This is a genomic window from Exiguobacterium sp. SH5S13, from assembly GCF_004337085.1.
Taxonomy (GTDB): Bacteria; Bacillota; Bacilli; order Exiguobacteriales; family Exiguobacteriaceae; genus Exiguobacterium; species Exiguobacterium aurantiacum_A.
Window position 1 is genome coordinate 26,891 of the sequence record NZ_SJUS01000004.1, and the last position, 26,850, is coordinate 53,740.

At 53.6% G+C, this 26,850-nt stretch carries 28 protein-coding genes; 22 read left to right on the forward strand and 6 right to left on the reverse strand.

Annotation, left to right across the window (positions count from 1 at the left end; translation table 11 throughout):
- Positions 1–100: 100 nt before the first annotated feature.
- Genes EVJ30_RS03665 through hisE form a run of 10 tightly spaced genes read left to right on the forward strand, consistent with a single transcriptional unit; the run spans position 101 to position 7,051 of the window.
- Positions 101–1,024: an ATP phosphoribosyltransferase regulatory subunit gene (locus EVJ30_RS03665; protein WP_070327390.1), complete on the forward strand. Its 924-nt coding sequence runs from the start codon at positions 101–103 to the stop codon at positions 1,022–1,024.
- The gene (gene hisG, locus EVJ30_RS03670) at positions 1,021–1,629 is read left to right on the forward strand and encodes an ATP phosphoribosyltransferase (RefSeq protein ID WP_131458605.1); all 609 of its coding nucleotides are present in this window, start codon (positions 1,021–1,023) and stop codon (positions 1,627–1,629) included. The genes EVJ30_RS03665 and hisG overlap by 4 nt, the downstream gene beginning before the upstream one ends.
- Positions 1,626–2,843, forward strand: a complete 1,218-nt coding sequence (hisD, locus tag EVJ30_RS03675; RefSeq protein ID WP_131458606.1) for a histidinol dehydrogenase — start codon at positions 1,626–1,628, stop codon at positions 2,841–2,843. Before hisG ends, hisD begins: the two co-directional genes overlap by 4 nt.
- On the forward strand, positions 2,840–3,856 hold the full coding sequence (locus tag EVJ30_RS03680) for a pyridoxal phosphate-dependent aminotransferase (RefSeq protein WP_131458607.1): 1,017 nt from the start codon (positions 2,840–2,842) through the stop codon (positions 3,854–3,856). Before hisD ends, EVJ30_RS03680 begins: the two co-directional genes overlap by 4 nt.
- Entirely contained in the window at positions 3,843–4,430 is a 588-nt protein-coding gene (hisB, locus tag EVJ30_RS03685; protein WP_070327386.1) for an imidazoleglycerol-phosphate dehydratase HisB, read from the forward strand. Before EVJ30_RS03680 ends, hisB begins: the two co-directional genes overlap by 14 nt.
- Positions 4,427–5,014 carry an imidazole glycerol phosphate synthase subunit HisH gene (gene hisH / locus EVJ30_RS03690; protein ID WP_071397365.1) on the forward strand — a complete coding sequence of 196 codons (588 nt, stop codon included), beginning with the start codon at positions 4,427–4,429 and terminating at the stop codon, positions 5,012–5,014. The genes hisB and hisH overlap by 4 nt, the downstream gene beginning before the upstream one ends.
- Entirely contained in the window at positions 4,992–5,711 is a 720-nt protein-coding gene (locus EVJ30_RS03695) for a 1-(5-phosphoribosyl)-5-[(5-phosphoribosylamino)methylideneamino]imidazole-4-carboxamide isomerase (protein WP_071397366.1), read from the forward strand. The genes hisH and EVJ30_RS03695 overlap by 23 nt, the downstream gene beginning before the upstream one ends.
- A complete protein-coding gene (gene hisF / locus EVJ30_RS03700) occupies positions 5,698–6,465 on the forward strand; it encodes an imidazole glycerol phosphate synthase subunit HisF (RefSeq protein WP_070327383.1) in 768 nt (255 codons plus the stop codon). Before EVJ30_RS03695 ends, hisF begins: the two co-directional genes overlap by 14 nt.
- A complete protein-coding gene (gene hisI, locus EVJ30_RS03705; RefSeq protein ID WP_131458608.1) occupies positions 6,414–6,746 on the forward strand; it encodes a phosphoribosyl-AMP cyclohydrolase in 333 nt (110 codons plus the stop codon). The genes hisF and hisI overlap by 52 nt, the downstream gene beginning before the upstream one ends.
- Positions 6,743–7,051 (forward strand): phosphoribosyl-ATP diphosphatase, encoded by a 309-nt coding sequence (hisE, locus tag EVJ30_RS03710; protein WP_070327382.1) that lies wholly within the window; start codon positions 6,743–6,745, stop codon positions 7,049–7,051. The genes hisI and hisE overlap by 4 nt, the downstream gene beginning before the upstream one ends.
- A gap of 41 nt (positions 7,052–7,092) precedes the next feature.
- Here the strand turns inward: hisE and EVJ30_RS03715 are convergent, their stop codons facing one another.
- Entirely contained in the window at positions 7,093–8,016 is a 924-nt protein-coding gene (locus tag EVJ30_RS03715; RefSeq protein ID WP_131458609.1) for a DUF7916 family protein, read from the reverse strand.
- An 88-nt stretch (positions 8,017–8,104) separates the two neighbouring features.
- Here EVJ30_RS03715 and EVJ30_RS03720 point away from each other — a divergent pair, with 88 nt between their 5' ends.
- Positions 8,105–8,659: a maltose acetyltransferase domain-containing protein gene (locus EVJ30_RS03720; RefSeq protein WP_131458610.1), complete on the forward strand. Its 555-nt coding sequence runs from the start codon at positions 8,105–8,107 to the stop codon at positions 8,657–8,659.
- Positions 8,660–8,702: 43 nt separating this feature from the next.
- Here the strand turns inward: EVJ30_RS03720 and EVJ30_RS03725 are convergent, their stop codons facing one another.
- The 5 genes from EVJ30_RS03725 to EVJ30_RS03750 form a co-directional block, all read right to left on the reverse strand.
- Positions 8,703–10,061: a glycosyltransferase family 2 protein gene (locus EVJ30_RS03725; RefSeq protein ID WP_131468037.1), complete on the reverse strand. Its 1,359-nt coding sequence runs from the start codon at positions 10,059–10,061 to the stop codon at positions 8,703–8,705.
- 191 nt (positions 10,062–10,252) lie between these two features.
- The gene (locus tag EVJ30_RS03730; RefSeq protein WP_131458612.1) at positions 10,253–11,263 is read right to left on the reverse strand and encodes a pyridoxal phosphate-dependent aminotransferase; all 1,011 of its coding nucleotides are present in this window, start codon (positions 11,261–11,263) and stop codon (positions 10,253–10,255) included.
- Entirely contained in the window at positions 11,260–12,018 is a 759-nt protein-coding gene (locus EVJ30_RS03735; protein ID WP_131458613.1) for a transporter substrate-binding domain-containing protein, read from the reverse strand. The genes EVJ30_RS03730 and EVJ30_RS03735 overlap by 4 nt, the downstream gene beginning before the upstream one ends.
- A gap of 469 nt (positions 12,019–12,487) precedes the next feature.
- Positions 12,488–12,673, reverse strand: a complete 186-nt coding sequence (locus tag EVJ30_RS15325) for a P-loop nucleotide/nucleoside kinase family protein (protein WP_236634079.1) — start codon at positions 12,671–12,673, stop codon at positions 12,488–12,490.
- Positions 12,674–12,783: 110 nt separating this feature from the next.
- Entirely contained in the window at positions 12,784–13,290 is a 507-nt protein-coding gene (locus EVJ30_RS03750; protein ID WP_131468039.1) for a hypothetical protein, read from the reverse strand.
- Between the two features lie 142 nt (positions 13,291–13,432).
- Here EVJ30_RS03750 and EVJ30_RS03755 point away from each other — a divergent pair, with 142 nt between their 5' ends.
- The 11 genes from EVJ30_RS03755 (at position 13,433) to EVJ30_RS03805 (ending at position 26,830) form a co-directional block, all read left to right on the forward strand.
- Positions 13,433–14,896 (forward strand): phytoene desaturase family protein, encoded by a 1,464-nt coding sequence (locus EVJ30_RS03755; RefSeq protein ID WP_131468041.1) that lies wholly within the window; start codon positions 13,433–13,435, stop codon positions 14,894–14,896.
- Positions 14,897–14,912: 16 nt separating this feature from the next.
- The gene (locus EVJ30_RS03760) at positions 14,913–15,341 is read left to right on the forward strand and encodes a GNAT family N-acetyltransferase (RefSeq protein WP_201738300.1); all 429 of its coding nucleotides are present in this window, start codon (positions 14,913–14,915) and stop codon (positions 15,339–15,341) included.
- A gap of 102 nt (positions 15,342–15,443) precedes the next feature.
- Entirely contained in the window at positions 15,444–15,875 is a 432-nt protein-coding gene (locus EVJ30_RS03765; RefSeq protein WP_070327373.1) for a YlbF/YmcA family competence regulator, read from the forward strand.
- A 53-nt stretch (positions 15,876–15,928) separates the two neighbouring features.
- The gene (gene mutS / locus EVJ30_RS03770; protein WP_131468045.1) at positions 15,929–18,451 is read left to right on the forward strand and encodes a DNA mismatch repair protein MutS; all 2,523 of its coding nucleotides are present in this window, start codon (positions 15,929–15,931) and stop codon (positions 18,449–18,451) included.
- Between the two features lie 4 nt (positions 18,452–18,455).
- Positions 18,456–20,252, forward strand: coding sequence for a DNA mismatch repair endonuclease MutL (gene mutL / locus EVJ30_RS03775; RefSeq protein ID WP_131468047.1), 1,797 nt, complete (start codon positions 18,456–18,458; stop codon positions 20,250–20,252).
- Between the two features lie 164 nt (positions 20,253–20,416).
- Positions 20,417–21,064 carry a 50S ribosomal protein L25/general stress protein Ctc gene (locus tag EVJ30_RS03780; RefSeq protein ID WP_131458620.1) on the forward strand — a complete coding sequence of 216 codons (648 nt, stop codon included), beginning with the start codon at positions 20,417–20,419 and terminating at the stop codon, positions 21,062–21,064.
- 208 nt (positions 21,065–21,272) lie between these two features.
- Positions 21,273–22,112 (forward strand): formate/nitrite transporter family protein, encoded by an 840-nt coding sequence (locus EVJ30_RS03785; protein ID WP_131468125.1) that lies wholly within the window; start codon positions 21,273–21,275, stop codon positions 22,110–22,112.
- Positions 22,113–22,303: 191 nt separating this feature from the next.
- On the forward strand, positions 22,304–24,148 hold the full coding sequence (locus tag EVJ30_RS03790) for an anaerobic ribonucleoside triphosphate reductase (RefSeq protein WP_131468049.1): 1,845 nt from the start codon (positions 22,304–22,306) through the stop codon (positions 24,146–24,148).
- Positions 24,126–24,581: an anaerobic ribonucleoside-triphosphate reductase activating protein gene (nrdG, locus tag EVJ30_RS03795; protein ID WP_131458622.1), complete on the forward strand. Its 456-nt coding sequence runs from the start codon at positions 24,126–24,128 to the stop codon at positions 24,579–24,581. Before EVJ30_RS03790 ends, nrdG begins: the two co-directional genes overlap by 23 nt.
- Positions 24,582–24,636: 55 nt before the next feature.
- A complete protein-coding gene (locus tag EVJ30_RS03800) occupies positions 24,637–25,455 on the forward strand; it encodes a fumarylacetoacetate hydrolase family protein (protein ID WP_131458623.1) in 819 nt (272 codons plus the stop codon).
- Between the two features lie 121 nt (positions 25,456–25,576).
- The gene (locus EVJ30_RS03805) at positions 25,577–26,830 is read left to right on the forward strand and encodes a S1C family serine protease (protein ID WP_131468051.1); all 1,254 of its coding nucleotides are present in this window, start codon (positions 25,577–25,579) and stop codon (positions 26,828–26,830) included.
- Positions 26,831–26,850: the final 20 nt, after the last annotated feature.

A 26,850-nucleotide genomic window follows, 5' to 3' on the forward strand; every position in this document is an offset into this window, starting at 1 on the left:
TTCCTTTCGAGTTCGCCGGTTGACAGCATTGGCTTGATTTGATAAATTTAACACACTACTTTAGTTTGGTAAAGTGATAATAAGGTAAAGGGTGATACTGATGATTTGGTTCAATAAAAAAGGATCCATCCCGGAAGGATGGCACGAATTGCAAGGTGAGGACGTGCTGCGTCCGAAGCAATGGATAAAATCATTTTTAGAGCGGGCCGAGGGGGACGGCTATAGTGTGATCGAGCCGCCGCTCGTTGAATACTATTCCCATTATCAAGATCTCGCACTCTTCGATGAGTCGGCGTATTATCGCTTGTTCGGCAACGATGGGGAGTTGCTCGTCATGCGACCGGACTACACGCTCCAGATCGCAAGGAAGCTCGCCGACGGACATGAACCGATGCGCGTCGCTTACGCCGGTGCCGTCTACCGACGCACGCCGAAGCATTCGGGACAACCGCATGAACGTCAGCAACTCGGTCTTGAATGGATCGATGGGGATTCAAAAGATATGGAGTTGATTGAATCGTTCCTTAGTATGACGGAACGGGTCCTGCCGAAAGGAAGTTTACGCATCCAAGTCGGATCCGCTGCATTGATCGCGTTAGTGGCGAACGAGGCCGGTATCCCGGAACGGACGTTGCGTCAATACTTAGCACTCCGTAATTTGGAGTCACTTCGCGACCTCGCGGAATCGTATCAATACCCGTTGATCGCCAAGCTGCCGTTCTTGATCGGTGACTCGGCGCTAGCAGAGTTACGCGACCTCGCGGAACCGGGCTTAAAACCGGCCATCGACGAAGTGGAGCATGCGGTCGAACATCTACGTGCGATCGGATTGAACGTCTCGTACGACTTCGGACAGACCGGCGACTTTGATTATTATTCAGGTTTGACCGTGACCGGCAGTATCGACGGCAGACGCGTCCTCTCAGGTGGCCGTTACGACTCGTTATACGGGCACTTCGGACAGTCGCGACGTGCCTTCGGACTATCGCTCGATTTAGAACAGTTAGGTGAGGTGATCAAATGAAAGTCGCAATCGCGAAAGGGCGCATCGAAACAGCGGCCCGTGAGTATTTTGAACAAGTCGGTCTCACCGTTTGGCCGGAAAAGCGGGGCCGTGAGTTGACCGTCGAAGTAGACGGTCATGAATTCATCTTCGTCAAAGGCGATGACGTCTATAAATACGTCATGCATGGCGCAGCGGACGTCGGAGTCGTCGGCGGCGACATTTTACGCGAGAAGACACCAGGCGTCCTCGAAGTCGTCGATTTACCATTCGGCCGTTGCCGCATGGCGGTATGTGGTCCGAGAGAACGGAGAAACGGTACGAAGAAACTGAAAGTTGCCAGCAAGTATCCGAATATCGCCATCTCGCACTTTGCCTCGAAACGTCAAAACGTCGAAGTGATCGCTTTGAACGGTTCGGTCGAACTCGCGCCGTTGACCGGTCTCGCCGACTGCATCGTCGATATCGTCGAGACGGGGGCGACGCTTCGCGCGAACGATTTAGAAGAATATGAGACGATTTTCACGGTTAACGCGAAATTCATCACGAGCGAGACAGCGCTCGCGAACGACCCGGACGAATTGAAAGCGTGGATTCGCCGGTTAAGCAAGGAGGGAGACAGATGAACGGACAAACGAATCGGACGCGCCGAGAACAGTGGGCAGAAGCCGTCAAACCGATTTTAGAATCGGTTGAGGCGAGAGGTGACGCGGCGCTCCTCGAATGGACGAAGCAATTTGACGGGGTCGATGTGATTGAAACGGTCGACCTTGAGACGTTTGAACCGCCGGAGGCGTATCGGGAATTGACCGAGGCGCTAACGCTCGCGGCCAAACGGATCCGTACGTTTCATGCGCGGCAACAGCGTCAAGACGACGTCTTTGAAGATGAGATGTTCCGGCTCGGTCGTCGGTTCATGCCGCTCGATTCGGTCGGCGTCTATGTGCCTGGCGGGACGGCGGTCTACCCGTCGAGTGTGTTGATGAACATCATCCCAGCGAAAGTGGCCGGAGTGAAGCGGGTCGTCATGGTGACGCCACCGAAACAAGGCGGGATCGACTTATCGCTGTTGATTGCCGCGAAGATTGCCGGTGCCGACGAATGTTATCTCGTCGGTGGCGCCCAAGCTGTCGCCGCACTCGCGTTCGGCACCGAGACGATTTCGGCCGTCGATAAGATCGTCGGGCCGGGCAACGCTTATGTGGCGACCGCGAAATCACTCGTCTCGCATTTCGTCGGGATCGATTCCGTCGCCGGTCCGTCCGAGGTGTTGATCATCGCCGACGAAACGGCCAATCCTAGATGGGTCGCAGCCGACCTGCTCGCGCAAGCCGAGCATGACGTTGAAGCGACAGCACTCGCCCTCGTGACGACAAGTGAACAGGCCGAAGCGATTCGGTCTGAGCTGGACAAGCAACTGCTCGATCTGCCACGTCGCGACATCGCAGTCGAAGCGCTCAAGCGCGGAGGCGTCCTCGTCAAAACGAAAGCAGCAGCAATTCGCTACGCGAACGATATGGCGGCCGAACACGTGCAACTTGCGGTGACAGATCCAGCCGATTATATGGCACAGATTCGCCACGGCGGCTCGTTCTTCCTCGGCCATGAGGCGGCCGAGGCGTTCGGTGACTATATTGCCGGACCGAACCACGTCTTGCCGACGAGCGGGACGGCCCGCTTCTCGAGCGGACTGTCGGTCGATGATTTTTACCGCAGACAGACGTTTCTCGAGATGACAGCGATCGACGAAGCGGTCACACGCGCCGCGATCCGAATCGCGAGACAAGAGCAGCTTGAAGGACACGCCCGAGCGATGGCGGTCCGATTGGAGGACGTATGAGACGTAACTATACAGCGATCCCGCGCTATGTCCCACATGCGGTGAGCGGATACGCGCTAAATCAAAACGAGAGTCAATTCGAGCTGCCAGAGCGCCTGCAACGAGCGATTCAGCTCGTGACGCTCCGCTCACTCAGCCGTTATCCGGTCGATGAGCTGACGGCCCTTAAAACTAGCTATGCGACTTATGCGGGTGTACAACCTGACCAATTGATGGTCGGGAGCGGCAGCGATGAGCTGCTCGCCATACTTTGCCAAGCCATTCTCGACACAGAAGACGTCGTCTTGGCACCGGCACCCGACTTTTCGATGTACGGCATTTACGCGCACATCGCCCGGGGCCAGTTCTTCCAACCTGAGGCAGACGGCCTCACGATCGATTCATTGCTTCGATTGATTGAAGCGAACGAACCGAAACTCGTGCTCGTGTCGAACCCGAACAATCCGACCGGGAAGATGTGGACGCTCGACCAATTAGAGACGATCGCGAAAAAAGTCCCGTACCTCGTCGTCGACGAGGCGTATATCGACTTCACGATGAGTGATTCCTTCAAGTCGCGACTCGCGGATTACCCGAACGTCATCATTTTGCGGACGTTATCGAAAGCGTTCGGACTCGCGAACTTACGGATCGGCTTCATGATCGCCCATCCCGATTTGATCGAGAAGATCGACCGGTTCCGCTCGCCGTTCAACGTCAGTGGATTGAGCGCGGCTGTTGCGACCGTCGTCCTTGACGACCCGGATTATATCGCTCAGTCCGTCGCCTTCCATAACGGTCAACGTCAAAAGCTCGAACAACTGCTCGCGCCAATCGGCAACGTCTTGCCGAGCCGGGCCAACTTCCTATACGTCGAGACGCCCAATAGTGAGATGTGGGTCGAGCGGTTCCTCGCTTACGGTGTCCACGTCCGTGCGTTTCCGACCGGACTGCGCGTCAGTGCGGGAACGGACGAGGCGTATCGATTCATCAAACAAATGTTAGAAGAGGTGACTTCTTTTGAGAACAGCTGAAATTAAACGTGAGACGAAAGAAACGAACATCGAGCTTCGTCTCGATTTAGACGGTACAGGTCAAAGTGACATTAAGACAGGCGTCGGCTTTTTCGACCATATGTTGACGCTGTTCGCCTTCCATAGCCGCATCGACTTAACGGTGCAAGTCGAAGGGGACACGTGGGTCGATGCGCACCACACGGTCGAAGACGTCGGCATCGCCCTCGGGCAGATGATCTTAGAAGCGCTCGGGGACAAAGTCGGGATCCGTCGCTACGGGACGAGCTACTTACCGATGGACGAGACACTCGCCCGGGCCGTCATCGACGTCTCGGGACGCCCGTTCCTCGTCTACCGAGCTGAAATCAACAATCCGAAGCTCGGTGACTTCGACACGGAACTCGCGGAAGAGTTCTTCCGCGCCGTCGCGATGAACGCGCGGTTGACGCTCCATCTTGACGTGTTATACGGCTCGAACTCGCACCATATGATCGAAGGGCTGTTTAAAGCGTTCGGCCGCGCCCTTGCCGAAGCGATCGGGAAAGACGGGCTCGACCGCCTCCCTTCGACGAAAGGACGGATCGAAGGATGAACGTCGCGGTGATTGACTACGGCATGGGAAACGTCTTCAACGTCGAACGGGCGCTACAAGCGATCGGTTGTTACGTCACGATCACGAACGATCCGGCTGAAATCGAAGCGGCCGACGCCATCCTCTTGCCTGGCGTCGGTGCGTTCCCGCAAGCGATGCAGTCGCTTGAGGACACGGGACTCATTCCGTTGCTCAAGCGAGTGGCGACCGAGAAGCCGTTGCTTGGGATTTGTCTCGGGATGCAACTGTTATTCGAGTCGAGCACGGAAGGCATGCCGACGCCAGGACTCGGTTTGATTGAAGGACGAGTCGAACGGATGCGGGCCAAACGGTTGCCTCACGTCGGCTGGAACTCGATTTTACGCGACGAGGACGTCTATTTCGTCCACTCGTATCACGTCGTGACCGCTGACGACAATATCGTCGCCTCAGCTGACTATATGGGAGAGCGCGTACCGGCCATCGTCCGATCAGGTCTCGTGACCGGGATGCAATTTCACCCGGAGAAGAGCGGCGCGTTCGGACTCAGCTTATTAAAAGAATGGAAGGAGGCGGTCGAACGTGAAACTGCTACCGGCAATTGACTTAATCGGCGGCAAGATTGTCCGCCTGACTGAAGGAGATTTCAACACGGAAGAGCAATACGGCGACCCGTATGAGAAGTTAAAAGAATGGACCGGGCGCGTCCCGATGCTCCACTTGATCGATTTAGAAGGTGCGAAAGCTGGTGAGCCGAAACATCTCGATGTCGTCCGTTTCGCCAAATCGTGCGGCTTTTTCGTCCAGACGGGCGGAGGGATTCGCTCCGAAGCAGCGCTTGATGCTGTCATGGCAACTGGGGTGGACCGTGTCCTGCTCGGTACGAAAGCGTTCACCGATCCTGATTTCCTAGACCGGGCACTCGCCAAGTACGGGAGTCGTGTCGCCGTCGCCCTTGACGCCTACGACGGCATCGTCGCCATCAACGGCTGGCAAGACGCGACCGAACTAAAAGACATCGATGTGGCCATCGATCTTGCCAGCCGCGGGGTCGAGACGATTCTTTACACGGACATCGGTTCGGACGGGAAACTGAACGGACCGAACTTAGAGCGCATGAAGGCGCTCCGGGAAGCTGTCTCGGTCACGCTCATCGCCTCGGGCGGTGTCACGACCGAAGCCGACGTCAAGGCACTGAGTGAGGCCGGAATTGATGAGGCGGTCGTCGGGAAAGCGCTCTTGTCTGGCAAAGTCAGTCTTGACGACTTGATCGAATGGGAGGCGCGACATGCTAAAGCGTAGAATCATCCCATGTTTAGACGTGAAAGACGGACGTGTCGTCAAAGGCATCGAGTTTGTCGAACTGCGTGACATCGGTGACCCTGTCGAGATTGCCAAGTACTATGACGCCTCAGGTGCGGATGAACTTGTCTTTCTAGACATTACGGCAAGCACGGAACGAAGACAGACGATGCTTGACGTCGTCAGTGCCGTCGCCCGGAAAGTGTTCATCCCGCTCACGGTCGGGGGCGGCATCCGTTCCCTTGAAGACATCTCGTCCCTGCTCAAAGCAGGAGCCGACAAAGTGTCGCTCAACACGCTCGCCGTCGAGTCACCTGACTTGATCAAGCGGGCAGCCGAACGTTTCGGTTCCCAGTGTATCGTCGTCGCCATCGACGTCCGTTTCGAAGAAGGTGACTATTACGTATACACGTACGGCGGGAAACACCGGACCGAGCTGACGGCGGTCGATTGGGCTAAGCGCGTCGCTGAACTCGGGGCCGGGGAGTTGCTCGTCACGTCGATGAACCAAGACGGGAAACAGAGTGGCTATGATTTAAAAATTCTCGAATTGCTACGGGCAGCGGTCGATATCCCGATCATCGCCTCAGGCGGGGCCGGGAACGCTGAACACGTCGTCGAGGCACTTGAAACAGTCGACGCCGCCTTACTCGCTTCGATCTTGCACGACCGAAAAACGACAGTAGAAGAGGTGAAGCACGTATGCAGCGCGAACAACTTGCCGATGCGGTTCGTTACGACGCAAACGGACTAATCCCGGCGATTATCGTGTCGACGGATGACGAGACCGTCCTCATGTTAGGATATATGAATCACGAGGCGATCGAAGCGACGCTCCAGACGAACAAAGTCACGTTCTGGTCACGTTCGAAAGGGCGGCTTTGGATGAAAGGTGAATCGAGCGGCAACACGCTCGACCTTGAGAGCATCCATGTCGATTGCGATCAAGACGCGCTGTTAGTCCGCGTCCATGCGAACGGACCGACGTGTCATACTGGAAATCGCAGTTGCTTTTTTACGGAGGTGAACATATGATCCACGAACTCGAAAAACTGATTCAAGAACGAAAGACAGAGCCGAAGGAAGGTTCTTATACGTCGTACTTGTTTGATGAAGGGTTAGACAAAATCGCGAAAAAGTTTGGGGAAGAGTCGTTCGAGGTCGTCATTGCGGCATTGAACGATGAAGACTTGGTCGAAGAGACGGCTGATTTGTTGTACCACTTGCTCGTCTTGCTCGCAGCCAAAGGCGTCTCCTTACACGACGTCGAGACGTTGCTCGCCGAACGGCATGGGACGACGACACCGGCGAAACCGCGCCGCGACGTCACGGAATGGTGACAGACAAAGGGAAGGAAGCCGCGGCTTCCTTCCCTTTGTGGTTAACGATTGACGGAAGCGGCCATACGGATGTACGTATGACGGCGTCCGCGGATGGCGATCGACAACGCCTGAATATTCTCAGGTGTGGCGATTCCGGACAGACCGGCGTCGCCGATATGGAAGATGTCGGTACCGCCGCGTTTTGATGATAAGGCGATGTCGCGGATCGTCCCTTCGTCGGCGCCTTCTTGTGACGTTCCGATGGCGGCCAAGACGAGCTTGTTCAGTGCTTGGATTTCTTGCGTCACGTGATAGAACTCGTCTTCACGGACACCTGGGACGGTTCCTGGCGCGGGAATCAAGATGATGTCGGCACCAGCTTCGGCAAAGCGGACGTACGCATCACGGTCGATCACGTTACCGACACCCGCTTGATGCATCTTCCCGGCAATGATGACGCCGGCAAATTCAGACCGGGCCGTGATGATCGCTTTTTCGATGGCCTCGTTCGTGACACCGGTGTTCGGATTACCGGTCAAACAGACGAAGTCGATTCCGAGTTCGGAAGCGCGGGTGAACGCTTCCTGCGTCGCCAGTCGGCCTTGTTTCACGTCGAACATGTCCGAGGACTTCTCGCTGAAGTCGACAGGCTCGAGATTGACACCGACCGGCAGTCCGATCAGCCGTTTTAATTCCGTGATCGGATTGTCGGACATCGTCTCACCCGGGATGTCGCCGAATAAGGCGTGGCTTTCAAGTCCCTTTATGTACGGATGGAACACGTCAAGCATGTTGAGCAAGATCATGTCGGCGCCGAACGCCCGGGCGAGCTCGGCGTTCGTCACTTCGGGATAGAGCGGCTGCACGGTCGGAATGACCTCGGCGAGCACGGTCCGGCCTTCGGCTTTTCGGATCGACTCAATCAAATCGTTACGGTTGAACGTCAAGAAATCACTCGCTTTGCAATCAAGAATGCGTTTCATAGTCAACTACCTCCTCAGATTCGTCCATTTTCCTATTCCCTATTCGTGCCAATATCCCTCTATAATAAAACAGAATGGAGGCGAAAACATGACAGAAAAAGAAAAGATGATTCAAGGTGAACTTTATCTGGCCGCTGATTCGGAACTCGTCGCTGACCGGCGACAGGCGCGACGTCTGACAGAGCGGTTCAATCAGTCCGGGATCGATGAGCTCGACGTCCGCAAGCAAGTACTCGGTGAACTGTTCGGTTCGACCGGGGCATCGTTCTACCTAGAACCGACGTTCAAGTGTGACTACGGATACAATATTCATCTCGGGGACCGTTTTTTTGCGAACTTCGACTGCGTGTTTTTAGATATCTGTCCGATCCGGTTCGGGGATGACTGTATGCTCGGTCCCGGTGTCCACGTCTACACGGCGACCCATCCGCTCGACCCGACAGAACGAATTTCTGGCCTCGAGTACGGTAAGCCGGTTACGGTCGGCCATCGCGTCTGGATCGGTGGCGGGGCCATCATCAATCCGGGCGTGACGATTGGGGATGACACAGTCATCGCCTCAGGTGCGGTTGTGACGAAAGACGTGCCGGCCCGTGCCGTCGTCGGAGGCAATCCGGCCCGAGTGATCAAGCTAATTCCATGAATCTTAAAATGACCTTTCCGAACTCGTTCGGAAAGGTCATTGTTCATTTCCAGACTCGTTTTACGTTGAGCGTTTCTTGGGCATAACCCCAAACGGAAATCGGGGACATGAACAATTGATAGCTCAGTACGAAAAAGATGAATCCGAAGAAGTTTTTACGTACCCGTAAGTTCAAGTTCTTGAATACATAGTCCCGTTGGTAGAAGTAGAGCAGTCCATAGCTAAGGACGGTCAATGGCAGGACGAGGAGCGTCATCGGTCCAACGATCCAATAATGACCGAACAGAGCGAGAACGAGACCTGGGATCCAGAAGAACGTGAAGGCGATATCGAGATACGGCATGATCAAATTGACCCCGGTCAAGTACTTCGTATAAAGCTGGGGCTGACGCCACGGTTTCACTTCTTGCAATCCCTCGATCATCCCACGGGCCCAACGCGACCGTTGACGCGCAAAGTGGCGGAACGATTCAGGTGCGTCCGTGAACGCGACGGCGAGCGGTTCGAAATAGACGCGACGCTTCATTTCAAGGAGTCGCCACGTGAGAACGATGTCTTCCCCGATCGCATCTGGCCAACCACCGACTCGTTTGACGGCATCGGTCTCGTACAAACTGAACGCACCTTGAGCGACGAGTGTCCCTTGGTAAAGCCCTTGAAGCCGCTTGATTGATGCGATGCCGAGAAAATAATCCCACTCTTGAAGCCGTGTCCAAAACGAACTGCGGCTATTGCGAACGAGCATGCTGCCGGCGACGGCACAGACGTCTTTCGGACTCGACACGAGCCGTGCGACCAAATAGCGAATCGCGGACGGATGAATCAACGTATCGGCATCGAGCGTGATGATGTATTGGGTAGTCACTTTCGTTAAACCGTAATTGAGCGCTTGGAACTTCCCGGCTCTCGGTTCATGCAATAGCTCGATTTGTAAGGCGAAATCTTCTTGCGCCCGTATCACTTCGGCCGACGTGGCATCGCTTGAGTTGTTATCAATGACGAATACTTGGAGCGGTCCCGTGTAGTCTTGCAGTGTCACGTAACGAATCGTCTCGTAGATGGATGATTGTTCGTTGTAGGCGGCAATCATGACCGTCACGGCTTCGTCCGGATGTTCGTTTGTGAACGGCGGCTGCCGATCGAGAACGAGACTCGCGAGCAAGAATGCCATCAAATAGCCCGGGACGTAAGCGATACCACCGATGATGAACAAGGCGAGCACCCAATTCGTCAGTGCAGCCAAATCGGTCAACCAAGGTAAAGAAATGTAGATAGAAAACAATAACCAGAGCCATGAAAAACCGTGCGCCAACCAAAAGCGAGTCAAAATCGTCCAATACCAACGATTCCCGATGCGATTGCGTCCCCATCTCGATTCGACCGGTTCATTTCGTGAAATCATGTGATGTCCTCAATTCTGTTTCAATGGAAACGAGCTTGTCTAATATTGAAAATTTATCGTTCAAGTTAGATATACAGACAGCAAATTGAATTTTGATGGGGAATGCTTATAAAGTCAACAAATGATGCGTCGTGCATAAAAAATATTGACCCAAATTAAAAACAGGACCTGGGTCCTGTTTTTAGTTTTAGCTATGAAATTGTTTCTGATGTGTGCGCCCAAGCAATCAATGTTTGTCGAGCAAGGGCAAGTGCTTGCTCGTTACCGAGCGTGACGCGGATCCCGTCCGGTTGACGCGACGTATGGATGCCGTGTTCGGCTAAGTGAGACCAAACCGCTTCGGGCTGGTCGAGTGTGACGTATAAAAAATTCGCCTCAGCTGGCTGGACTTGACCGATCGTCCCGAGTAACTCCGACCACTTGACCCGCATATCGTGATGCCAAGCGATTGACTCGTTCAAGTAGGTCGCATCAGCCAAAAAGACGTTGGCAATTTTCGCGCTCACACCGCTTATATTGAACGGAGGGACGAATTGCCGGAAATACTGAGCGAGTTCGGTCGTCGTGATCATAAACCCGAGACGGGCGTTGGCTAAGCCGAACGCCTTTGATAGCGTCCGTAAGACGATCACGTTCGTCAGTTCATTCAAGTGCTTGACGATACTCGATGCAGGCGTGAAATCGATATACGCCTCGTCGACGATTAAATAAGGGACGAGGCCTGCCAGTTCGGTCAACTCACCGACCGTCCACAACTTACCGGTCGGATTGTTCGGGTTCGACAACAGTAACAGCTTCGGTGCATGTTGCTGAATCGCCAGGGCGAGCGCCTCATACGATAAATCGTCCGCCTGAACATGCCGACCGTGCGCAATCGTCGTGAAGATCGGGTACAGCGAGAAGTCAGGACTCGGTGACAAGACGACGTCTTCTGGTGACAAGAGCGCCTGCGTGACGACGTGAATCATTTCGTCACTGCCACAGCCGACGAGCAACTGGTTCGGTTCGACGCCAGCATAGGCCGCGTAGCGGGTGAACAGTTCATCGATCGGTTGGACCGGATATTCGTGCAAGTCATGGAAAGAGATCGTTGCCAGCTGTTCATGCAACCGCTTCGGCGCCGGGAACTGGCTTTCGTTTTGATTCAATCGATATCCTTCCGGGTAAGTGACGGGATAGATTGGGAGGTCGACTTGCCTCATTCCGTCGGCTCCATCGAGAACCATTTTTTAGCGAGCTCATCGATCTCCCCTGAGTCGATCATCTTGTTCAACTCGTCGTTGAACTGATCACGCAAATCGTCTTCCAATTTGAAAGCGGCCGCCGATCCTTTCTCGCCGTCTTCTTTAAGCGCGAACGTATAAAAACCCGCGTCTTGGTCTAAGTATTTTTGAGCGACCGTGTCTTCGATGACCATCGCGTCGATGCGGCCCGTGTTCAACTCTTGAACGATTTCTGGAATCTTGTTCAACGACACGAGTTCAGCGTCTGGCGCTTGGTCTTTAGCGATATTCTCTTGAATTGAAGCGGTCTGGACACCGATCTTCTTACCGGCTAGCGCTTCGATTTCTTTTAACGATTCATCTTTTGTCATAATCAAGTTCGTCGCCGACAAATAGATGTCCGAGAACGACGCGTTTTCTTTCCGCTCTTCGGTCGGTGTCATGCCGGCCATGACGAAGTCGATCCGTCCAGCGTTCAAGGCTCCGAGCAAACTGCCGAAGTCCATGTCCTCAATCTTTAACTCATAGCCGAGACGCTCTGTGACGGTTTCGGCAATCTCGATGTCGAAGCCGACAATCTCATCCCCGTTCGCCGTATCAACGAACTCATACGGGAAGTAATCAGCACTTGTGCCCATGACGAGTGTCTTTTTTTCTTCTCCCGTTGTCTCTTGGCTGCATCCCGCTAATAATGCGCTTGCGACTAGTCCCCCAGTAACGATCCACTTTTTCATGTATAAATTCCTCCTTCAAGATATGAGACTAAGTGTAATTGCATAATTATTAATTGTAAAGCATAAAAATACAATCTTCGCAAAAAAAATGAATCCACGGTTGTGAGATCGTCGACTCATGGAGCAGTTACTCTTCCATTTTGACGTAATCGACGACGTTCTCTATATAACTATGGAGCGGCTGACTCGTGTCGATGGTCAATGTTTTTATGGAAGGTGGTTTTTTACTGTCGGCGATGCTTCGGTGAAAGTCGTTCGGGGAAACGGATTCGATTTGACTAATCGTTTGTTAGCGCTCGGAAAGTCGGCGATTGATTTCATCGACGTCGTCGACGACACACTCGACGTAGCGATAAGTGGCGCCATAGTTTTCGGCGAGTGGCAATCCGCGTTCAAGCATCACATCATACAGGCAAGGGCTGTCCAGAATGACGTTCCGCCTTAGTGACAAATTGAACGAAATAAGCGCCTAATCGATGTCATAGGCGACTTTTCCGGCCAGTGCCGGGTCGGGCGGATGATCCACCATTGATTCGAGCAACGCTGTCTTCGTCACGTCATGGTCGACGATGATCGCATCGAGCTGAGGCGCGATGGCACGGGCCAGCGTCGATTTGCCGGAACCCGGAAATCCGGACATTTGTAAAAAGAACATTGTTTCACCTCACTTTTCGTTTGATTTACCACGGCTGAAACCGGCGAATAACCTGCCACCGAACGGGAGCAACGCCTCGTCAACGAAGCGGACGAGGTCGTCAATCTCATTCATTTGTTCATGTCTTCTTTTGCGGTGATGTTCCATTTTTTCAACGCTCCGTCTTCTTCGTAAATGACTCGGACTTCCATCTGACTCAGTACGAGCCGTTGCTCCGAGGCAAAAAGGACGAGCGGATAGCCGATCGACAACGGCTCGTCAGCCTCATAAATCGGACTGTGGGCCTGCATCGCGTAATAGCCGTCAGACCGGGTATTAGCCGCACCGGCGTCGATTTGGAGCACCGTTTCGAAACCTTGCAGCCGAAGCACGTAACTGTACGTCGTTCGGGCCCCACGTTCGAGCCGCCATTCCTCAATCACGGCTTCATGATCGTTTTGATTCGCTTCGAATAAAACTTCTTGCGCCGTGTATTCTCGTTCATATGGAATCATCTCTTGAATGTTGACGGCCGTCATCGTCGCGAGTTTTTGCGATTCTTCCGACGGCGGCGTGATGAGAATCCCGATAAAGATCAAGATAGGGATGAGCAAATAAATGATGACCCGACTTTGCATATGGCTTCACCTGTCCTTTATCGAGTTTTTTCGCCATAGTTTGTCAGAACCCTGCCTAACACTTGAAAAATGTCACGAGCAGCACGTTCAATCGTCAAAAATAGGACGACCGGATGTATGATGAAGTCAGGAGGGGATGGAGATGAAAATCGGGGTTATCGGCGGGGGGATCGCCGGGTTGACGGCGGCGGCTCTCGCTAGTCGATCGGGACATGACGTGATTGTTTTTGAGTCATCGCGCGAATGGGGTGGATGTGCCGGCAAGTTCGACCGCGGGGACTACCGCTTCCCGGCCGGGGCGACGCTCGGGATGGGCTTCGAACGAGGCGGTCTCCATCAGCGCGTGCTCGACTATTTGAACGAGTCGGTCGCAGTCGAGAAGCTCGACGAAGTGATGCACGTCCACTTGAACGATCGAACGGTCGTTTATTATCAAGCGCGCCAAGCGTTTCTCGATGAACTGAGCGTAAAGTTTCCGGAACTGCAGTCGGATATCCGGTCATTCTTTCGAGAAGTATGGACGGATTTTGATAGAATCCGACCGCTGTTTGAGCGATTGCCGGCTTTACCGCTCCGGACGATAGACGATGCGCTGACCGCATTACGCGGATTTCAGCCGAATCAAGTAGCGGCACTCGTAAAATTATATCGTCCGCTACATGAAACGTTGCGACGTCATCGGTTGGGTGGGACACCGTTCGAGCAATTCATCGATGGCATTTTACTCGATAGTTTACAGACGGGAGCACGCGAGGCGAGTCACTTGCTCGCGACCGTCGCGCTATCGATTTATCATGAAGGAGCATTTTACGTCGAAGGTGGATTGTACACACTCGCTCACGCCTTGGAACGCTCGATTCGACATAGCGGAGGCACGACGCTGCTCGGTCGTCAAATCATGAAAATCGAGCGCGTCGCCGACGGCTGGTTATTGACCGATCGCCGGGGCCGGCTTGAGATCGTCGACATCGTCGTTGCCGCAATCCCGCTCGAGGCGACACATCGCTTGCTCAACGGTGCTGACGAGCGTCGATTTGCCGGGCAATATCGACGTCAGTTGAAGCAATCGCAATGGGGCACGTTCAGTCTATACGTGACGTTGCCCGAGCGCGTCTGTCTGGACCGGCCCTTATTCCAACAAGTGTATACGGACGACTTGCCGTCCGGCCATGCCTTCATCTCGATGTCGGCTCCGGACGACGTGTTACGGACGTCTCTCCCCGAACGGACCGTGACGGTCTCGACGCATATCGATTTATCAGAGTGGGACGATTGGAAAGACAGGGCCACCTATGAGAAACTAGAAGTAATATGGACCGAGCGTCTCATCTCGGCCGTGAAGCGGGCGTTTCCGGACTGGACGGGCGAATCAGCGGTCCTCCTTCCCGGGGGTCCAGGAGCGTGGGTGAAATATACGAGACGACCGCACGGTGCTGTCGGCGGCTATGCGCAAACATCGCGTCAGGCTCTGTTCCATGCCGCGAGCTATCGGACGACGCTACCGAACTTTTTCGTGTGCGGGGATACGGTGTTCCCGGGAGCGGGGACGATCGGGGCAATGACGAGCGGGTTGCACGTCGGACGTGCGCTCGGTGCAAAGCTATAATGAAGGAGACGGTGTCATGCATAAGAAAACATTTAATGAGCTGACGACGAAAGAACTGTATGATCTGTTGGCGCTGCGGACCGAGGTGTTCGTCGTCGAGCAAGATTGTCCGTATCAGGAAGTCGACGGGAAAGATGTCACGGCGCATCATTACTGGATCGAAGAAAACGGTGTGATTGTCGCCGCACTTCGGGTGCTCGCCGAAGAAACGCCGATCGCGATTGGTCGTGTCGTTACGAGACAAACTCATCGGGGGAAAGGCTATTCTCGCAGGTTGATGGATGCGGCAGTCGCTGATTTTGGAAATGACGAGCTCTACTTACAAGCCCAGACATACGTCGAACCGTTCTATGCGAGTTTCGGCTTTTCGCGAACGAGTGAAGAATACTTAGAAGACGGTATCCCGCATGTCGATATGACGCGGGAAAGAACAAAATCTTCCTAAAGCAGTGCGGTACCGTTCGCCAGAAGTTCATGGTAGAATGTTGAGGAATACATGCGCACATGAAAACGTGCGATAACATTATAGCGTGCAAAGGGGTTTACGATGGTGACTGACCAACAAGTGATTGAAAAAGCGAAAGAATTAGCCGACCTTTTGGCAAAGACTCCAGAAGTGGCCCGCTTCAAAGAAGCGGAAACGAAAGTGAACGAAAGTGAACGCGTCCAAACGTTGATCAAACGGATCAAATATTTACAAAAAGAAGCGGTCAACTGCAAACATTACGGGAAGACCGAAGCGCTTGCCAAAGTCGAACTAAAAATCGACAAGGCAATGGACGAACTCGATTCGATTCCGGTCGTCCAGGCGTTCCAAGAGACACAAGTCGAAGTGAACGACCTCCTTCAATACGTGACGGTGACGCTCGCCAACTCGGTGACGGACCGAATCATCGAAGCGACGGAAGGCGACGTACTCGCAGGTAAAACAGGAAGCGGCATGGCAGCGGAGAAATCACGCGGCGGTTGCGGATACTAAAAAACAACAGCTGGCCTTTGGTCAGCTGTTCTACTTTATAGAGGTGAGACGAAATGGAAGCGATACATCAGACACCGATGATGAAGCAATATTTTTCAATCAAGGCGGATTATCCTGACGCCTTTGTATTTTACCGGCTCGGTGACTTTTACGAGCTCTTTTTTGAAGACGCCCAAATCGTGGCGAAAGAACTCGAATTGACGCTCACCGCGAAAAACGGCAAAAACGCCGAGCATCCGATCCCGATGTGTGGAGTCCCGCATCACTCGGCAGCCGTCTACATCGAGCAGTTGATCGAAAAAGGATTCAACGTCGCAATCTGTGAGCAGATGGAAGATCCGAAAGCGACAAAAGGCCTTGTGAAGCGGGAAGTCATCCAAGTCATTACGCCAGGTACTTACATGGCCGCGCTCGGAGACAAAGACAACCGTTATTTGGTCGCCGTCGCCAAAGTTGGTGAAACCTACGGGGTCGCCCGTGGTGACGTGACGACAGGTGAATCTTGGCTGACGACGTTGCCGACGAAAGAAGCGGTCCTCCGTGAAGTCGAAGGATTGATCCCGAGTGAGATATTAGTCGATGACGATCAGCTCGCGGACATGTTGCAGCCGCTCGGGATCCCGCTGTCGATTCAAGTCGAACGCCGGTCGAGCGAACTGTCCGCATCGGCGAAAGACGACGCCCAAGTGAGCGCGTTTGATTTGCTGTACGCCTATTTGACACGGACGCAAAAGCGGGCGCTCGACCACTTGCAGCCGGCGATCGCCTATGAGGTCGAAGCCCACATGCAGCTCGACCCGAATACGGCACGCAATTTAGAACTGTTCCGCTCGGCCCGGTCCGGAGAACGGAAAGGCTCACTCTTATCACTGCTCGACGAGACGACGACCGCCATGGGTGGACGTCTTTTAAAGCGTTGGCTCGAACAACCGCTCTATACAGAGCAAGCGATTCATGAGCGTCAAGACGCGGTCGAGAACTTACTTGACGATTTCATGCTGCGCGACCAACTCCGGGACGAATTGAAACACGTCTATGATATTGAGCGGCTCGTCGCGAAAGTCGGCTACGGGACGGCGAACGCGCGCGATCTCGTACAATTGCGCGACACACTAGCACGCATCCCGGCTTTGAGCGTGATGCTCGAAGCGGTCGCATCAAGCCGGTTGCATCATATCCATGAGGACTTGGACACGTTCGAAGACTTGGCGGCGCTCCTTGAAGCGGCGCTCGTCGAATCTCCACCGATCTCGACGAAAGAAGGCGGAATGATTCGTAAAGGCTATTCAGAAGAGCTCGATCAGTTACTTGAAGCGAAAGCGAACGGGAAGTCGTGGATCGCGAACCTGGAGCAACAAGAGCGGATCGCGACCGGAATCAAGTCATTAAAGATCGGCTACAACCGTGTCTTCGGGTATTATCTCGAAGTGACGAAAGCGAACGCCCGTTTACTCGAAGAAGGTCGGTACGAGCGGAAACAGACGCTCGCGAACGCCGAACGCTACGTCACGCCCGAGCTGAAAGAGAAAGAAGCGCTCATCCTCGGTGCGGAAGAGAAGAGCTGCACGCTCGAGTATGACTTGTTCGTCACACTGCGCGACCGAGTCAAACTTGAGACGAAACGGTTGCAACAGCTCGCACGGTCGCTCAGTGAACTTGACGTCCTGCTCGCTTTGGCGATCGTCGCCGAAAAGCGGGACTACGTGCGTCCGACAGCGTCCGCAAACGTTCAAATCGATCGCGGCCGGCACCCGGTCATCGAGACGGTTCTGCCACGCGGTGACTATGTCGCCAACGACTTGACGCTTGACGACTCGCGTCAGATGCTGTTGATCACCGGACCGAACATGTCCGGTAAATCGACGTACATGCGCCAGTTCGCGTTGATCGCGATCATGCACCAAATCGGATCGTTCGTCCCGGCCGAGGCGGCCGAACTGCCGCTGTTTGACCGCATCTTCACTCGCATCGGGGCAGCGGACGACCTCGTGAGCGGTCAGTCCACGTTTATGGTCGAAATGACCGAGACGCGCCAGGCCGTGACCGAGGCGACGGCGAACAGCCTGATCTTGCTAGATGAAATCGGGCGCGGGACGTCGACGTATGATGGGATGGCGCTTGCGCAAGCAATCGTCGAATATATCGCCGCCTCAATCGGCGCGAAGACACTGTTCTCGACGCATTATCATGAGCTGACCGTCCTCGAAACGACGATCCCGACGCTCGAGAACGTCCACGTCCGCGCCATCGAACGCGACGGACGCGTCGTCTTCTTGCATGAAGTTCATCCAGGCAAGGCCGACAAGTCTTACGGCATCCACGTCGCGGAACTGGCCGACTTGCCGCAATCGCTCATCGAACGAGCCCGGACGATCTTAACAGAGCTCGAACAAGAGAAAGAGCCGATCGCTGCCCCGACAACGAAGAAGTCGAGCGATGAAACCGCTCAGCTCTCTTTGTTCGAGACGAAAGATGAGTTAAAACAACAATTGCTCGAGCTCGATCTTTTAGCGATGAACCCGATCGAGGCGATGCAGGCGCTCTATGCGCTCCAACAGTCTGCGAAGAAAGGGTGAGTCGATGGGAATCATTCAAGAGTTGCCAGAACAGTTAGCCAACCGGATTGCGGCCGGGGAAGTTGTCGAACGACCGGCATCGGTCGTGAAAGAACTCGTCGAAAACGCGATTGATGCCGGCGCGACGAAAGTGGAAGTCGAGCTAGAAGAGGCCGGGATCCGGCTCATCAAAGTGCGGGATAACGGCCACGGCTTTTACGAGGATGACGCGGCCCGTGCTTTTTTAAGACATGCGACGAGCAAGATACGAGACGAACATGATTTGTTCCGGATTCGGACGCTCGGATTCCGGGGCGAGGCGCTCGCCTCGATCGCATCGGTCAGTCACGTCACGTTAAAGTCGCGCCGGGCTGATGAGGCCGGCTTTGAGATGACGCTACATGGCGGCGTCGTGATCGAGCAAACACCGACTGCTGCTAACGTCGGGACAGAGATCACGGTCAGTCAATTGTTCTATAATACGCCAGCCCGTTTGAAATACTTGAAAACGTCTGCGACCGAGCTCGCGAGCATCACCGACACGTTGAACCGGATCGCCTTGTCACACCCAGAAGTTCGATTGACGGCTTTCCATGAAGACAAGGAGCTACTCCGAACGAACGGGAACGGGGACATCAAGCAAGTCATGCTCGCGATCTACGGTCGGCAAGTCGCCGCCCAAATCGTGACGGCGTCGAGCAAGACGAATGACTACAGCTTGAGTGCTCACCTCGTGCGGCCCGAAGTGACGCGTTCAAATAAACAGTACGTGACCCTGATCTTGAACGGGCGGAGCATCAAAAATTTCGCGCTCACGCAAAGCGTGCTCGAAGGCTATCATACGCTCCTGCCGATCGGACGTTACCCGATCGCCGTGCTCGAAGTGAACATGGACCCGATGCTGATTGATGTCAACGTCCATCCGACGAAGCGGGAAGTGCGGCTGTCAAAAGAGAAAGAACTTTGCCAACTGATCCGGGAGACGGTTCAGCTGACACTTCGGGAGCAACGGTTGATCCCGTCGGTCAAACCAAGACAGCCGTCCGTTCAGACAGCGCAATCGAAGCTTGATCTCACCGTCGAACGCTCAGACACAGCAGTTGAGCCGAACGCATGGAACTATCCGATCCCACGCGAGCCGGTCACGTCACCGAGTCGCTGGTCACCGACACCACTCGTTCAAGAAACACCGGTCGAAACAGTGCTGCCAGAAGAACCGGGGGTTGAAAAGACGAGACAGCGGCTACCGGCGCTCGATGTCATTGGCCAGCTCCATGCGAGTTACATCGTCTGCGGCGCAGACGATGGCATGTACATCATCGACCAGCACGCCGCCCAAGAACGCATCAAGTACGAGTTATTTTATGACCAACTCGGCCAGCCGGAAAAAGAGTATCAATTGTTGCTGTTGCCGCTCACGCTCGAGTTCACCCAACAAGAGACGCTTGCGATCGAAGAAGTCGCCCCGCTTCTTAAAGAAGCGGGCCTCGATTTAGAGGCGTTCGGAGGCAATACGTTTCTCGTCCGGGAAATCCCGACATGGTACCCGCAGCACGATCTCGAAGGGACAGTCCGTGATTTGATCGAGATGGCGATTCGGGACCGATCAATCGATATCGCTAAATATCGCGAACAGGCGTCGATCCTGATGGCGTGCAAACGATCGATCAAAGCGAACCATCCGTTAAACCTCGAGATGATGCGACAGTTGATCCGCGACCTTGGCGAGACGACGTCTCCGTATACGTGTCCACACGGACGTCCGATTTTAGTGAAGTGGAGTACGTATGAACTCGAGAAGTTGTTCAAACGTGTCATGTGACAAACATTGTAATCTTAATTTAACCGACTGTAACGTTTATGGATGCTTAGCTATGGGAACAATATACACATGTCGTCAAACGCATCGAGGTTGAGAGGTGGAGTTCACACTGCCTCACCCTCAAGATGTAGACATGATTCATAAACCAGTAGGGGGAAATGATTATGACAGACACGCTTAAAGTAACGACACGAGAATTACGACCACGTTCGGTTCGAACAAACTTACGTAAAGAAGGAAAAGTACTTGGTGTCGTTTACGGCTACAAAGTCGAAAGCACACCAGTCGCGTTTGAAGAAATGGCATTGCGCAAGATTCTCCGGGAACACGGTGACAACGCCTTGATCGAACTCAACATCGACGGCAAGAAAGTAAACACACTCGTTCACGGGACGGAAGTTGACCCGTTCACGAACACATACAAGCACGTCGAGTTCATGGCAGTCAAAATGGATGAGGCAACTGAAGTTGAAGCAGACGTCACACTCGTCGGCGACGCGAAAGGTGTCAAAGAAGGCGGCTTCTTGTCGCAAGCACTCTATAAAGTCACTGTTTCGGCAACACCTGCTAACATCCCAGAGCGGATCGAGCTCGACGTCAGCGAGCTAGGGATCGGTGACTCACTCACAGTTGCTGATATTCCGAAGAATAAAGATTACGAAATCTTATCTGAAGGCGATCTTCAAATCGCATCAGTGAACGAGCCGGTAGCAGTCGAAGAAGAGGAAACTGAAGGTGAAGAAGCTTCAGCTCCAGAAAAATCGACTAAAGCATCGACTGATGAGACGACAGAGTCTTCTGAGAAAGAATAATTGGTTTCATGCGGCCCTTTACGAAGGGTCGCTTTTTTTAGTCACAAATCCGACAAATGTAACCGATTACGATGTGAAAAGTATGTCAACAGTTCGAATGGGCAGTTGCAAAAATGTCGCTCCGGGCTTATATTGTTAATGATTTCACATGTTTGTTCTTATTATATGGTTCATTTAAACAGAAAGAAGGGTTTGTGACATGGCATCAATGGAAATCCATGCACTCGAATCATTACGGAAGAAAGCACAAGCTTCCTCAGCGATGATTCACTATCGGCCGATGGAATATTTTTTACGGGCAATGCTCGCGGGGATTTTTATCGGGTTCGCATCAATCTTCACATTAAAAGTCGTCAATGGCATGTATCTTGTAGATTCACCATTTACGACGCTCATCGGGGGATTCTCGTTCGGGATCGCGCTCGTCATGATCATCTACGGAGGCGCTGAACTATTTACCGGGAATACGATGTATTTTACGACTTCAACGATGCGTGGCTATACGACGCTAAGTGATACGATGCTCGTCTGGTTGCTTTGCTTCATCGGGAACGCGCTCGGCGGCATTCTTTTCGCCTTGTTGCTCGCGCCGACCGGGGTCATTCAAGAGCTCGGCATGAACAACTGGTTATTTTCCATCGTCGAGAGCAAGATGCACCATACGACAGTCGAAATCTTTTTTAGAGCCATCTTCTGTAACTGGATGGTCTGTCTCGCCATCTTCTTGCCGAAACAGATGAAAAATGAATTTGCCCAAATCTTCTCGATGATCTTCCTAGTGGCCGTCTTCTTCGCTTCAGGGTTTGATCACGTCATCGCCAACTTCGTTTTGTTCGCACTCACACTCGTTGTCCCGCATCCAGAAGCAATCAGCTTTGCTGGAGCCATCCACAACTTGATTCCGGCTACGTTCGGAAACATTATCGGAGGCGCGTTATTCATGGGAGCAATCTATACATGGTTGAACGCGAAAGGATTGCGTGAAGCACAAGAGTCAGAGCAAGAAGAAGTCGAATTAAAAATCGTCAAGCCAGCCAAAGAAGTATGACATACATCACGAAACGAGCAGTCGAGCCCGCATCAGGGATTCGGCTGTTTTTTTGCGTTCGGGATAGGTTGCAACTGTCACAATATCGACGTGCCTCAAATCGATAAAACGTGACATAATCTATATATAGAATTTTTATCGGTTATCAGCCGTTAAATAATCAATATATAGCGAGGTGATGCGGAGTGAACATGCTCCAGCTTTATAATGATGTCTGTGTGCTACCAGATCAAGATTTGATCCAAGAGAACGCCAACGTCGACGGGAAGTCGCCACTCGGCAAACTAGCGCGCTTATCTTCAGAAGTGTCAAAACAATTATCGACCACGTACCTATTGTCGGAACGGTCACGTCTAGCGATCCGTGATAACTACTTGTATGTGCATGATGCCGATTACTATGTGACCGGATCGACGACGTGTTGTCAAATCCCGCTCGGAGAGTTACTCGCGAACGGGTTCCACACCGGACACGGGACGATTCGTCCCCCGCAGGACATTCGTTCGGCGCTGGCGCTCGCCTCGATCATTCTTCAAGCGAATCAGAACATGCAGCACGGGGGACAGGCGTTCCCGATGTTTGACGTCGATCTCGCTCCTTACGTCGAGAAGACGTATGAACGTCAACTCGAGCGGTTGAACGGATTACCGATTGAGCTGACGTTGGAGCAAAAACAGCAGATCGCTGAAGAGGAAACCGTCTCGGCGACGTACCAGGCGTGCGAGGCGTTCATCCATAACGCCAACTCGATGCACTCGCGCGGCGGTGGTCAAGTTCCGTTCGTGTCGATCAACTACGGCACCGACACGAGTCGGTGGGGACGAGTGTTTATCCGCGAGTTGTTAAAAGCGACAGAGCGAGGGTTAGGCAACGGGGAGACGCCGATTTTCCCGATTCAAATCTTCAAAGTAAAGGAAGGCGTCAATTTCAATGACGGGGACCCGAACGTCGATTTGTTCCGCCACGCATGCCGCGTGACGGGTAAGCGGTTGTTCCCGAACTTCTCGTTCGTCGATGCGCCGTTCAACCTTCAGTACTATGACGGGACACATGCTTCGGAAGTTGCCTACATGGGCTGCCGGACGCGGGTGATGGGAAACCGTCATGGGGCAGAGACGTCGATCGGAAGAGGTAATTTATCGTTCTCGACGTTGAATTTAGTGAAGATGGCACTCGTGTCATCCGATATCGAGTCATTTTATAAGACGTTGGATGGATTCGTTGACATCGCCATCGAGCAATTGCTCGAGCGCTTCGACTATCAATGTAAGCGACATGCGGACGAATTCCGCTTTCTTTATGCGCAGCATGTCTGGCGGGGGAGTGAGACGCTTTTGCCTGAATCGGAATTACGAGACGTGTTAAAACAAGGGACGTTGTCGCTCGGATTCATCGGTCTCGCCGAAGCGCTACGTGTCCTCGTTGGCGGGACGCACGTTGAATCAAGAGAAGCAGAACGTCTCGGGCTTGATATCGTGACCCATCTCGCGAACCGGATGAGGCAGGCGGCGGACGATCATGATTTAAACTTTTCGCTACTGGCGACGCCGGCCGAAGGATTGTCCGGGAAGTTCGTGTTAAACGATCAACACGATTTCGGGATGATCGCCGGTGTGACCGATCGCGCGTTTTACACGAATTCGTTCCACGTCCCGGTTTATCAACACGTCTCAATCCGGGACAAGGTTCGAATCGAGGCGCCATACCACGCCTTATGTGACGCCGGACATATTACGTACGTCGAGGTCGACGGTTCGCTCGCCCATAACCCGGAAGCGGTTGAATCGATCGTGCGGCTCATGCGGGCGCATGACGTCGGCTATGGATCGATCAATCATCCGGTCGATCGTTGCGGGAGTTGCGGTCTAGAAGGGATCATCGACGAGTCGTGTCCGACGTGCGGGGAACGAGATCAGATCGAGCGGATCCGTCGTATCACCGGTTATTTGGTCGGGACGATGGATCGATGGAACTCGGCAAAACGAGAAGAAGAACGAGCGAGGGTGAAACATCATGCGCGTCCTATCCGTACTTGAAGAATCGGTCGTAGATGGTCCGGGCATTCGAACCGTGATTTTTACAGCGGGCTGTCCGCATCGTTGCCTGGGCTGTCACAACCCTGAATCGTGGAATCCGCGAGGCGGTCGCGACATCTCGGTCGAAGAGTTGTTAGACCGTGTCGAGACGGCCGCATGGGAAGGTGTGACGATATCGGGCGGTGAACCGTTCCTGCAACCGGCTGAGCTGTCGGAGGTCGTGCGCGGTTGCAAGACACTCGGGAAGAACGTCTGGATCTATACTGGCTACACGTTCGAGGCGCTACAACAGCTAGAAAATGAGGACATCGACACCGTCCTTGACCACGCCGACGTCCTCGTCGACGGGCGTTTCGAGCAGCCGCTCATGGACCGCTCGCTCCGTTTCCGGGGGTCGAGCAACCAGCGGATCATTTTTCTGAACAAAGCATGATCGGGGCGACAACGCCCCGATTTTTTGTATACTAACAAAAAAGGGGGAAATCATTATGAAATGGTGTAGCTATGAAGTCGAAGGGGAGACAAGAGTCGGGGTGGTCGAAGGGGACCGAGTATATGACGTCAGTGATCAACTACATACGAACTCATTGTTAGAAGTGATTGCTCGCGAATTCGAGCCAGATATCGATTTAGACGTCGCAAGCGTACGATTGCTCGAAGACGTCAAACTGCTCGCACCTTACCGACCGCTGAAAAATGTCATCTGCATCGGGAAAAACTACGAGGAGCACGTGAAAGAGATGGATACGGCGGGAGCCGGTAAGCTCGTCATCTTCACGAAAGCACCGACCTCGGTCGTCGGTCCTGACGCCATCGTCGAGCGTCATGCAGCGCTTACCGACCAACTTGACTATGAGGGCGAGCTCGCCGTCATCATCGGAAAGTCAGGACGCGACATTCAAGACGTCGAGGACCACATTTTTGGGTATACCATCATTAACGATATTACGGCACGAGACGTGCAAAAACAGCACGTCCAGTTTTTCCGCGGCAAGTCGTTCGACACGTTCTGTCCGTTCGGACCATTTATCGTCACGCCGGAAGAACTCGAGTTTCCACTGTCAATCCGCACAGACGTGAACGGCGAAAACCGTCAGCTCGGATCGACGGATGACATGATCCGGCCGATCGATGAACTGATTCGGACGCTCTCAACAGGGATGACGCTCGAAGCGGGTGACATCATTGCGACCGGGACGCCAGCCGGGGTCGGACATGGGATGAAGCCACCAGTCTACCTCCAGTCCGGAGACCGGGTCGAAGTGACGATTTCCGGGCTTGGCACGTTACGGAACGACATCGTCTGACGAAATTGACGCAAATTGTGAAGAATCTTGTAATCGTTCCGTCAATTCCATGAAACGGTGCCGGCTTCTATTATACTCAGGGTAGAAGTTAGAGGAAACATCATTGAGGAGATGACATGTTATGGAACGAAATGATCGGCCAAATGAACAAAATCGACATGAAGATTGGTTAGATACAGAGCTAGGTTCGTCAAAGCGGGCGACTGAGCCTCCGCAAGCGGAACAAGTCACTCGGCCCTCTTTCATGAGCCGGATGTTCCCAGGGTTCATCGGCGGCGTCGCCGGGGCGTTGTTGACCGGTGCGATTGCGTTACCGTTTATTGATCAAGCACCTGACGTTACGTCGAATACGAATGTGACGCCAGACGGGACACCTGTCCAAACCTCATCGAACATCAAAGACACATCGGTCACCAATGCGGTCGCGGTGGCACAACCGGCAGTCGTGACCGTGAACAACTTCGCGGCGAGCGGATTCTCGAACGAAGCGGTCGAAGCGGGGGTCGGATCAGGGGTCATCTATAAAAAAGAAAATGGCTCGGCTTACATCGTCACGAACCATCACGTCGTCAATGGCGCCGACCGTCTGACCGTCACGTTCAACGACGGCTCAACTGCTGAGGCGAAGCTCATGGGAAGCGATGCGACGTACGATTTGGCCGTGCTCGAAGTCGATGCGGACAACGTACCATCTGTGATTAAAATCGGAAAATCGAGCGAATTGAAACCAGGGCAGACGGTCATCGCCATCGGTAACCCGCTCGGACAGTTTGAGAACTCGGTCACACGAGGGATTGTCTCTTCGACGTCGCGCCTCGTACCGGTCGATACGGACGAGAACGGACAAGCCGACTTCAATGCCGAAGTCATCCAAACGGATGCGGCCATCAACCCCGGTAACTCTGGTGGGGCGTTGATCAATGAATCCGGTCAGTTGATCGGGATCAACTCGATGAAAATCGCGACCGATTCTGTCGAAGGGGTCGGCTTCTCGATTCCGGTCGACATCGCGTTGCCGCTCATCAATCAAATTGAGCAGACCGGCGAAGTGAACCATCCGTCGCTCGGTGTCTCATTGCGTGACGTTAATGAGTTCCCGCCTGGTTATTTGACTGAACAGATCAACCTACCGGAGTCGGTGACGGCCGGGACGATTATCGTCGACGTGCAGGCGAACAGTTCGGCGGCGGCAGCGGGCCTTGAGGCTCGTGACGTCATCGTCAAAATCAACGATCAACCCGTGTCCTCGTTCATCGATTTGCGGAGCGAATTGATTCGTGACACGGACGGCGTCGTCATGATCGAGTACGTCCGGGACGGCAAGACCGAAACGGTCGATGTCGAGATTCAAAATGCGAACGGAGACGCGTTGTAAAGATGGGCACGATGCCCATC

Bases quoted from the DNA above. Each gene is read 5' to 3' on its own strand.
- mutS (WP_131468045.1), top strand. From the start codon at position 15,929: ATGGAAGCGATACATCAGACACCGATGATGAAGCAATATTTTTCAATC.
- EVJ30_RS03725 (WP_131468037.1), bottom strand. From the start codon at position 10,061: ATGATTTCACGAAATGAACCGGTCGAATCGAGATGGGGACGCAATCGC.
- EVJ30_RS03755 (WP_131468041.1), top strand. From the start codon at position 13,433: ATGAAAATCGGGGTTATCGGCGGGGGGATCGCCGGGTTGACGGCGGCG.
- EVJ30_RS03760 (WP_201738300.1), top strand. From the start codon at position 14,913: ATGCATAAGAAAACATTTAATGAGCTGACGACGAAAGAACTGTATGAT.
- EVJ30_RS03785 (WP_131468125.1), top strand. From the start codon at position 21,273: ATGGAAATCCATGCACTCGAATCATTACGGAAGAAAGCACAAGCTTCC.
- mutL (WP_131468047.1), top strand. From the start codon at position 18,456: ATGGGAATCATTCAAGAGTTGCCAGAACAGTTAGCCAACCGGATTGCG.
- EVJ30_RS03735 (WP_131458613.1), bottom strand. From the start codon at position 12,018: ATGAAAAAGTGGATCGTTACTGGGGGACTAGTCGCAAGCGCATTATTA.
- EVJ30_RS03715 (WP_131458609.1), bottom strand. From the start codon at position 8,016: ATGAAACGCATTCTTGATTGCAAAGCGAGTGATTTCTTGACGTTCAAC.
- EVJ30_RS03750 (WP_131468039.1), bottom strand. From the start codon at position 13,290: ATGCAAAGTCGGGTCATCATTTATTTGCTCATCCCTATCTTGATCTTT.
- hisD (WP_131458606.1), top strand. From the start codon at position 1,626: ATGAACGGACAAACGAATCGGACGCGCCGAGAACAGTGGGCAGAAGCC.
- EVJ30_RS03780 (WP_131458620.1), top strand. From the start codon at position 20,417: ATGACAGACACGCTTAAAGTAACGACACGAGAATTACGACCACGTTCG.
- EVJ30_RS03790 (WP_131468049.1), top strand. From the start codon at position 22,304: ATGCTCCAGCTTTATAATGATGTCTGTGTGCTACCAGATCAAGATTTG.
- EVJ30_RS03665 (WP_070327390.1), top strand. From the start codon at position 101: ATGATTTGGTTCAATAAAAAAGGATCCATCCCGGAAGGATGGCACGAA.
- EVJ30_RS03800 (WP_131458623.1), top strand. From the start codon at position 24,637: ATGAAATGGTGTAGCTATGAAGTCGAAGGGGAGACAAGAGTCGGGGTG.
- hisI (WP_131458608.1), top strand. From the start codon at position 6,414: ATGCAGCGCGAACAACTTGCCGATGCGGTTCGTTACGACGCAAACGGA.
- EVJ30_RS03765 (WP_070327373.1), top strand. From the start codon at position 15,444: ATGGTGACTGACCAACAAGTGATTGAAAAAGCGAAAGAATTAGCCGAC.
- EVJ30_RS15325 (WP_236634079.1), bottom strand. From the start codon at position 12,673: ATGTTCTTTTTACAAATGTCCGGATTTCCGGGTTCCGGCAAATCGACG.
- hisE (WP_070327382.1), top strand. From the start codon at position 6,743: ATGATCCACGAACTCGAAAAACTGATTCAAGAACGAAAGACAGAGCCG.
- EVJ30_RS03680 (WP_131458607.1), top strand. From the start codon at position 2,840: ATGAGACGTAACTATACAGCGATCCCGCGCTATGTCCCACATGCGGTG.
- EVJ30_RS03720 (WP_131458610.1), top strand. From the start codon at position 8,105: ATGACAGAAAAAGAAAAGATGATTCAAGGTGAACTTTATCTGGCCGCT.
- hisH (WP_071397365.1), top strand. From the start codon at position 4,427: ATGAACGTCGCGGTGATTGACTACGGCATGGGAAACGTCTTCAACGTC.
- EVJ30_RS03730 (WP_131458612.1), bottom strand. From the start codon at position 11,263: ATGAGGCAAGTCGACCTCCCAATCTATCCCGTCACTTACCCGGAAGGA.
- nrdG (WP_131458622.1), top strand. From the start codon at position 24,126: ATGCGCGTCCTATCCGTACTTGAAGAATCGGTCGTAGATGGTCCGGGC.
- hisG (WP_131458605.1), top strand. From the start codon at position 1,021: ATGAAAGTCGCAATCGCGAAAGGGCGCATCGAAACAGCGGCCCGTGAG.
- hisF (WP_070327383.1), top strand. From the start codon at position 5,698: ATGCTAAAGCGTAGAATCATCCCATGTTTAGACGTGAAAGACGGACGT.
- EVJ30_RS03805 (WP_131468051.1), top strand. From the start codon at position 25,577: ATGGAACGAAATGATCGGCCAAATGAACAAAATCGACATGAAGATTGG.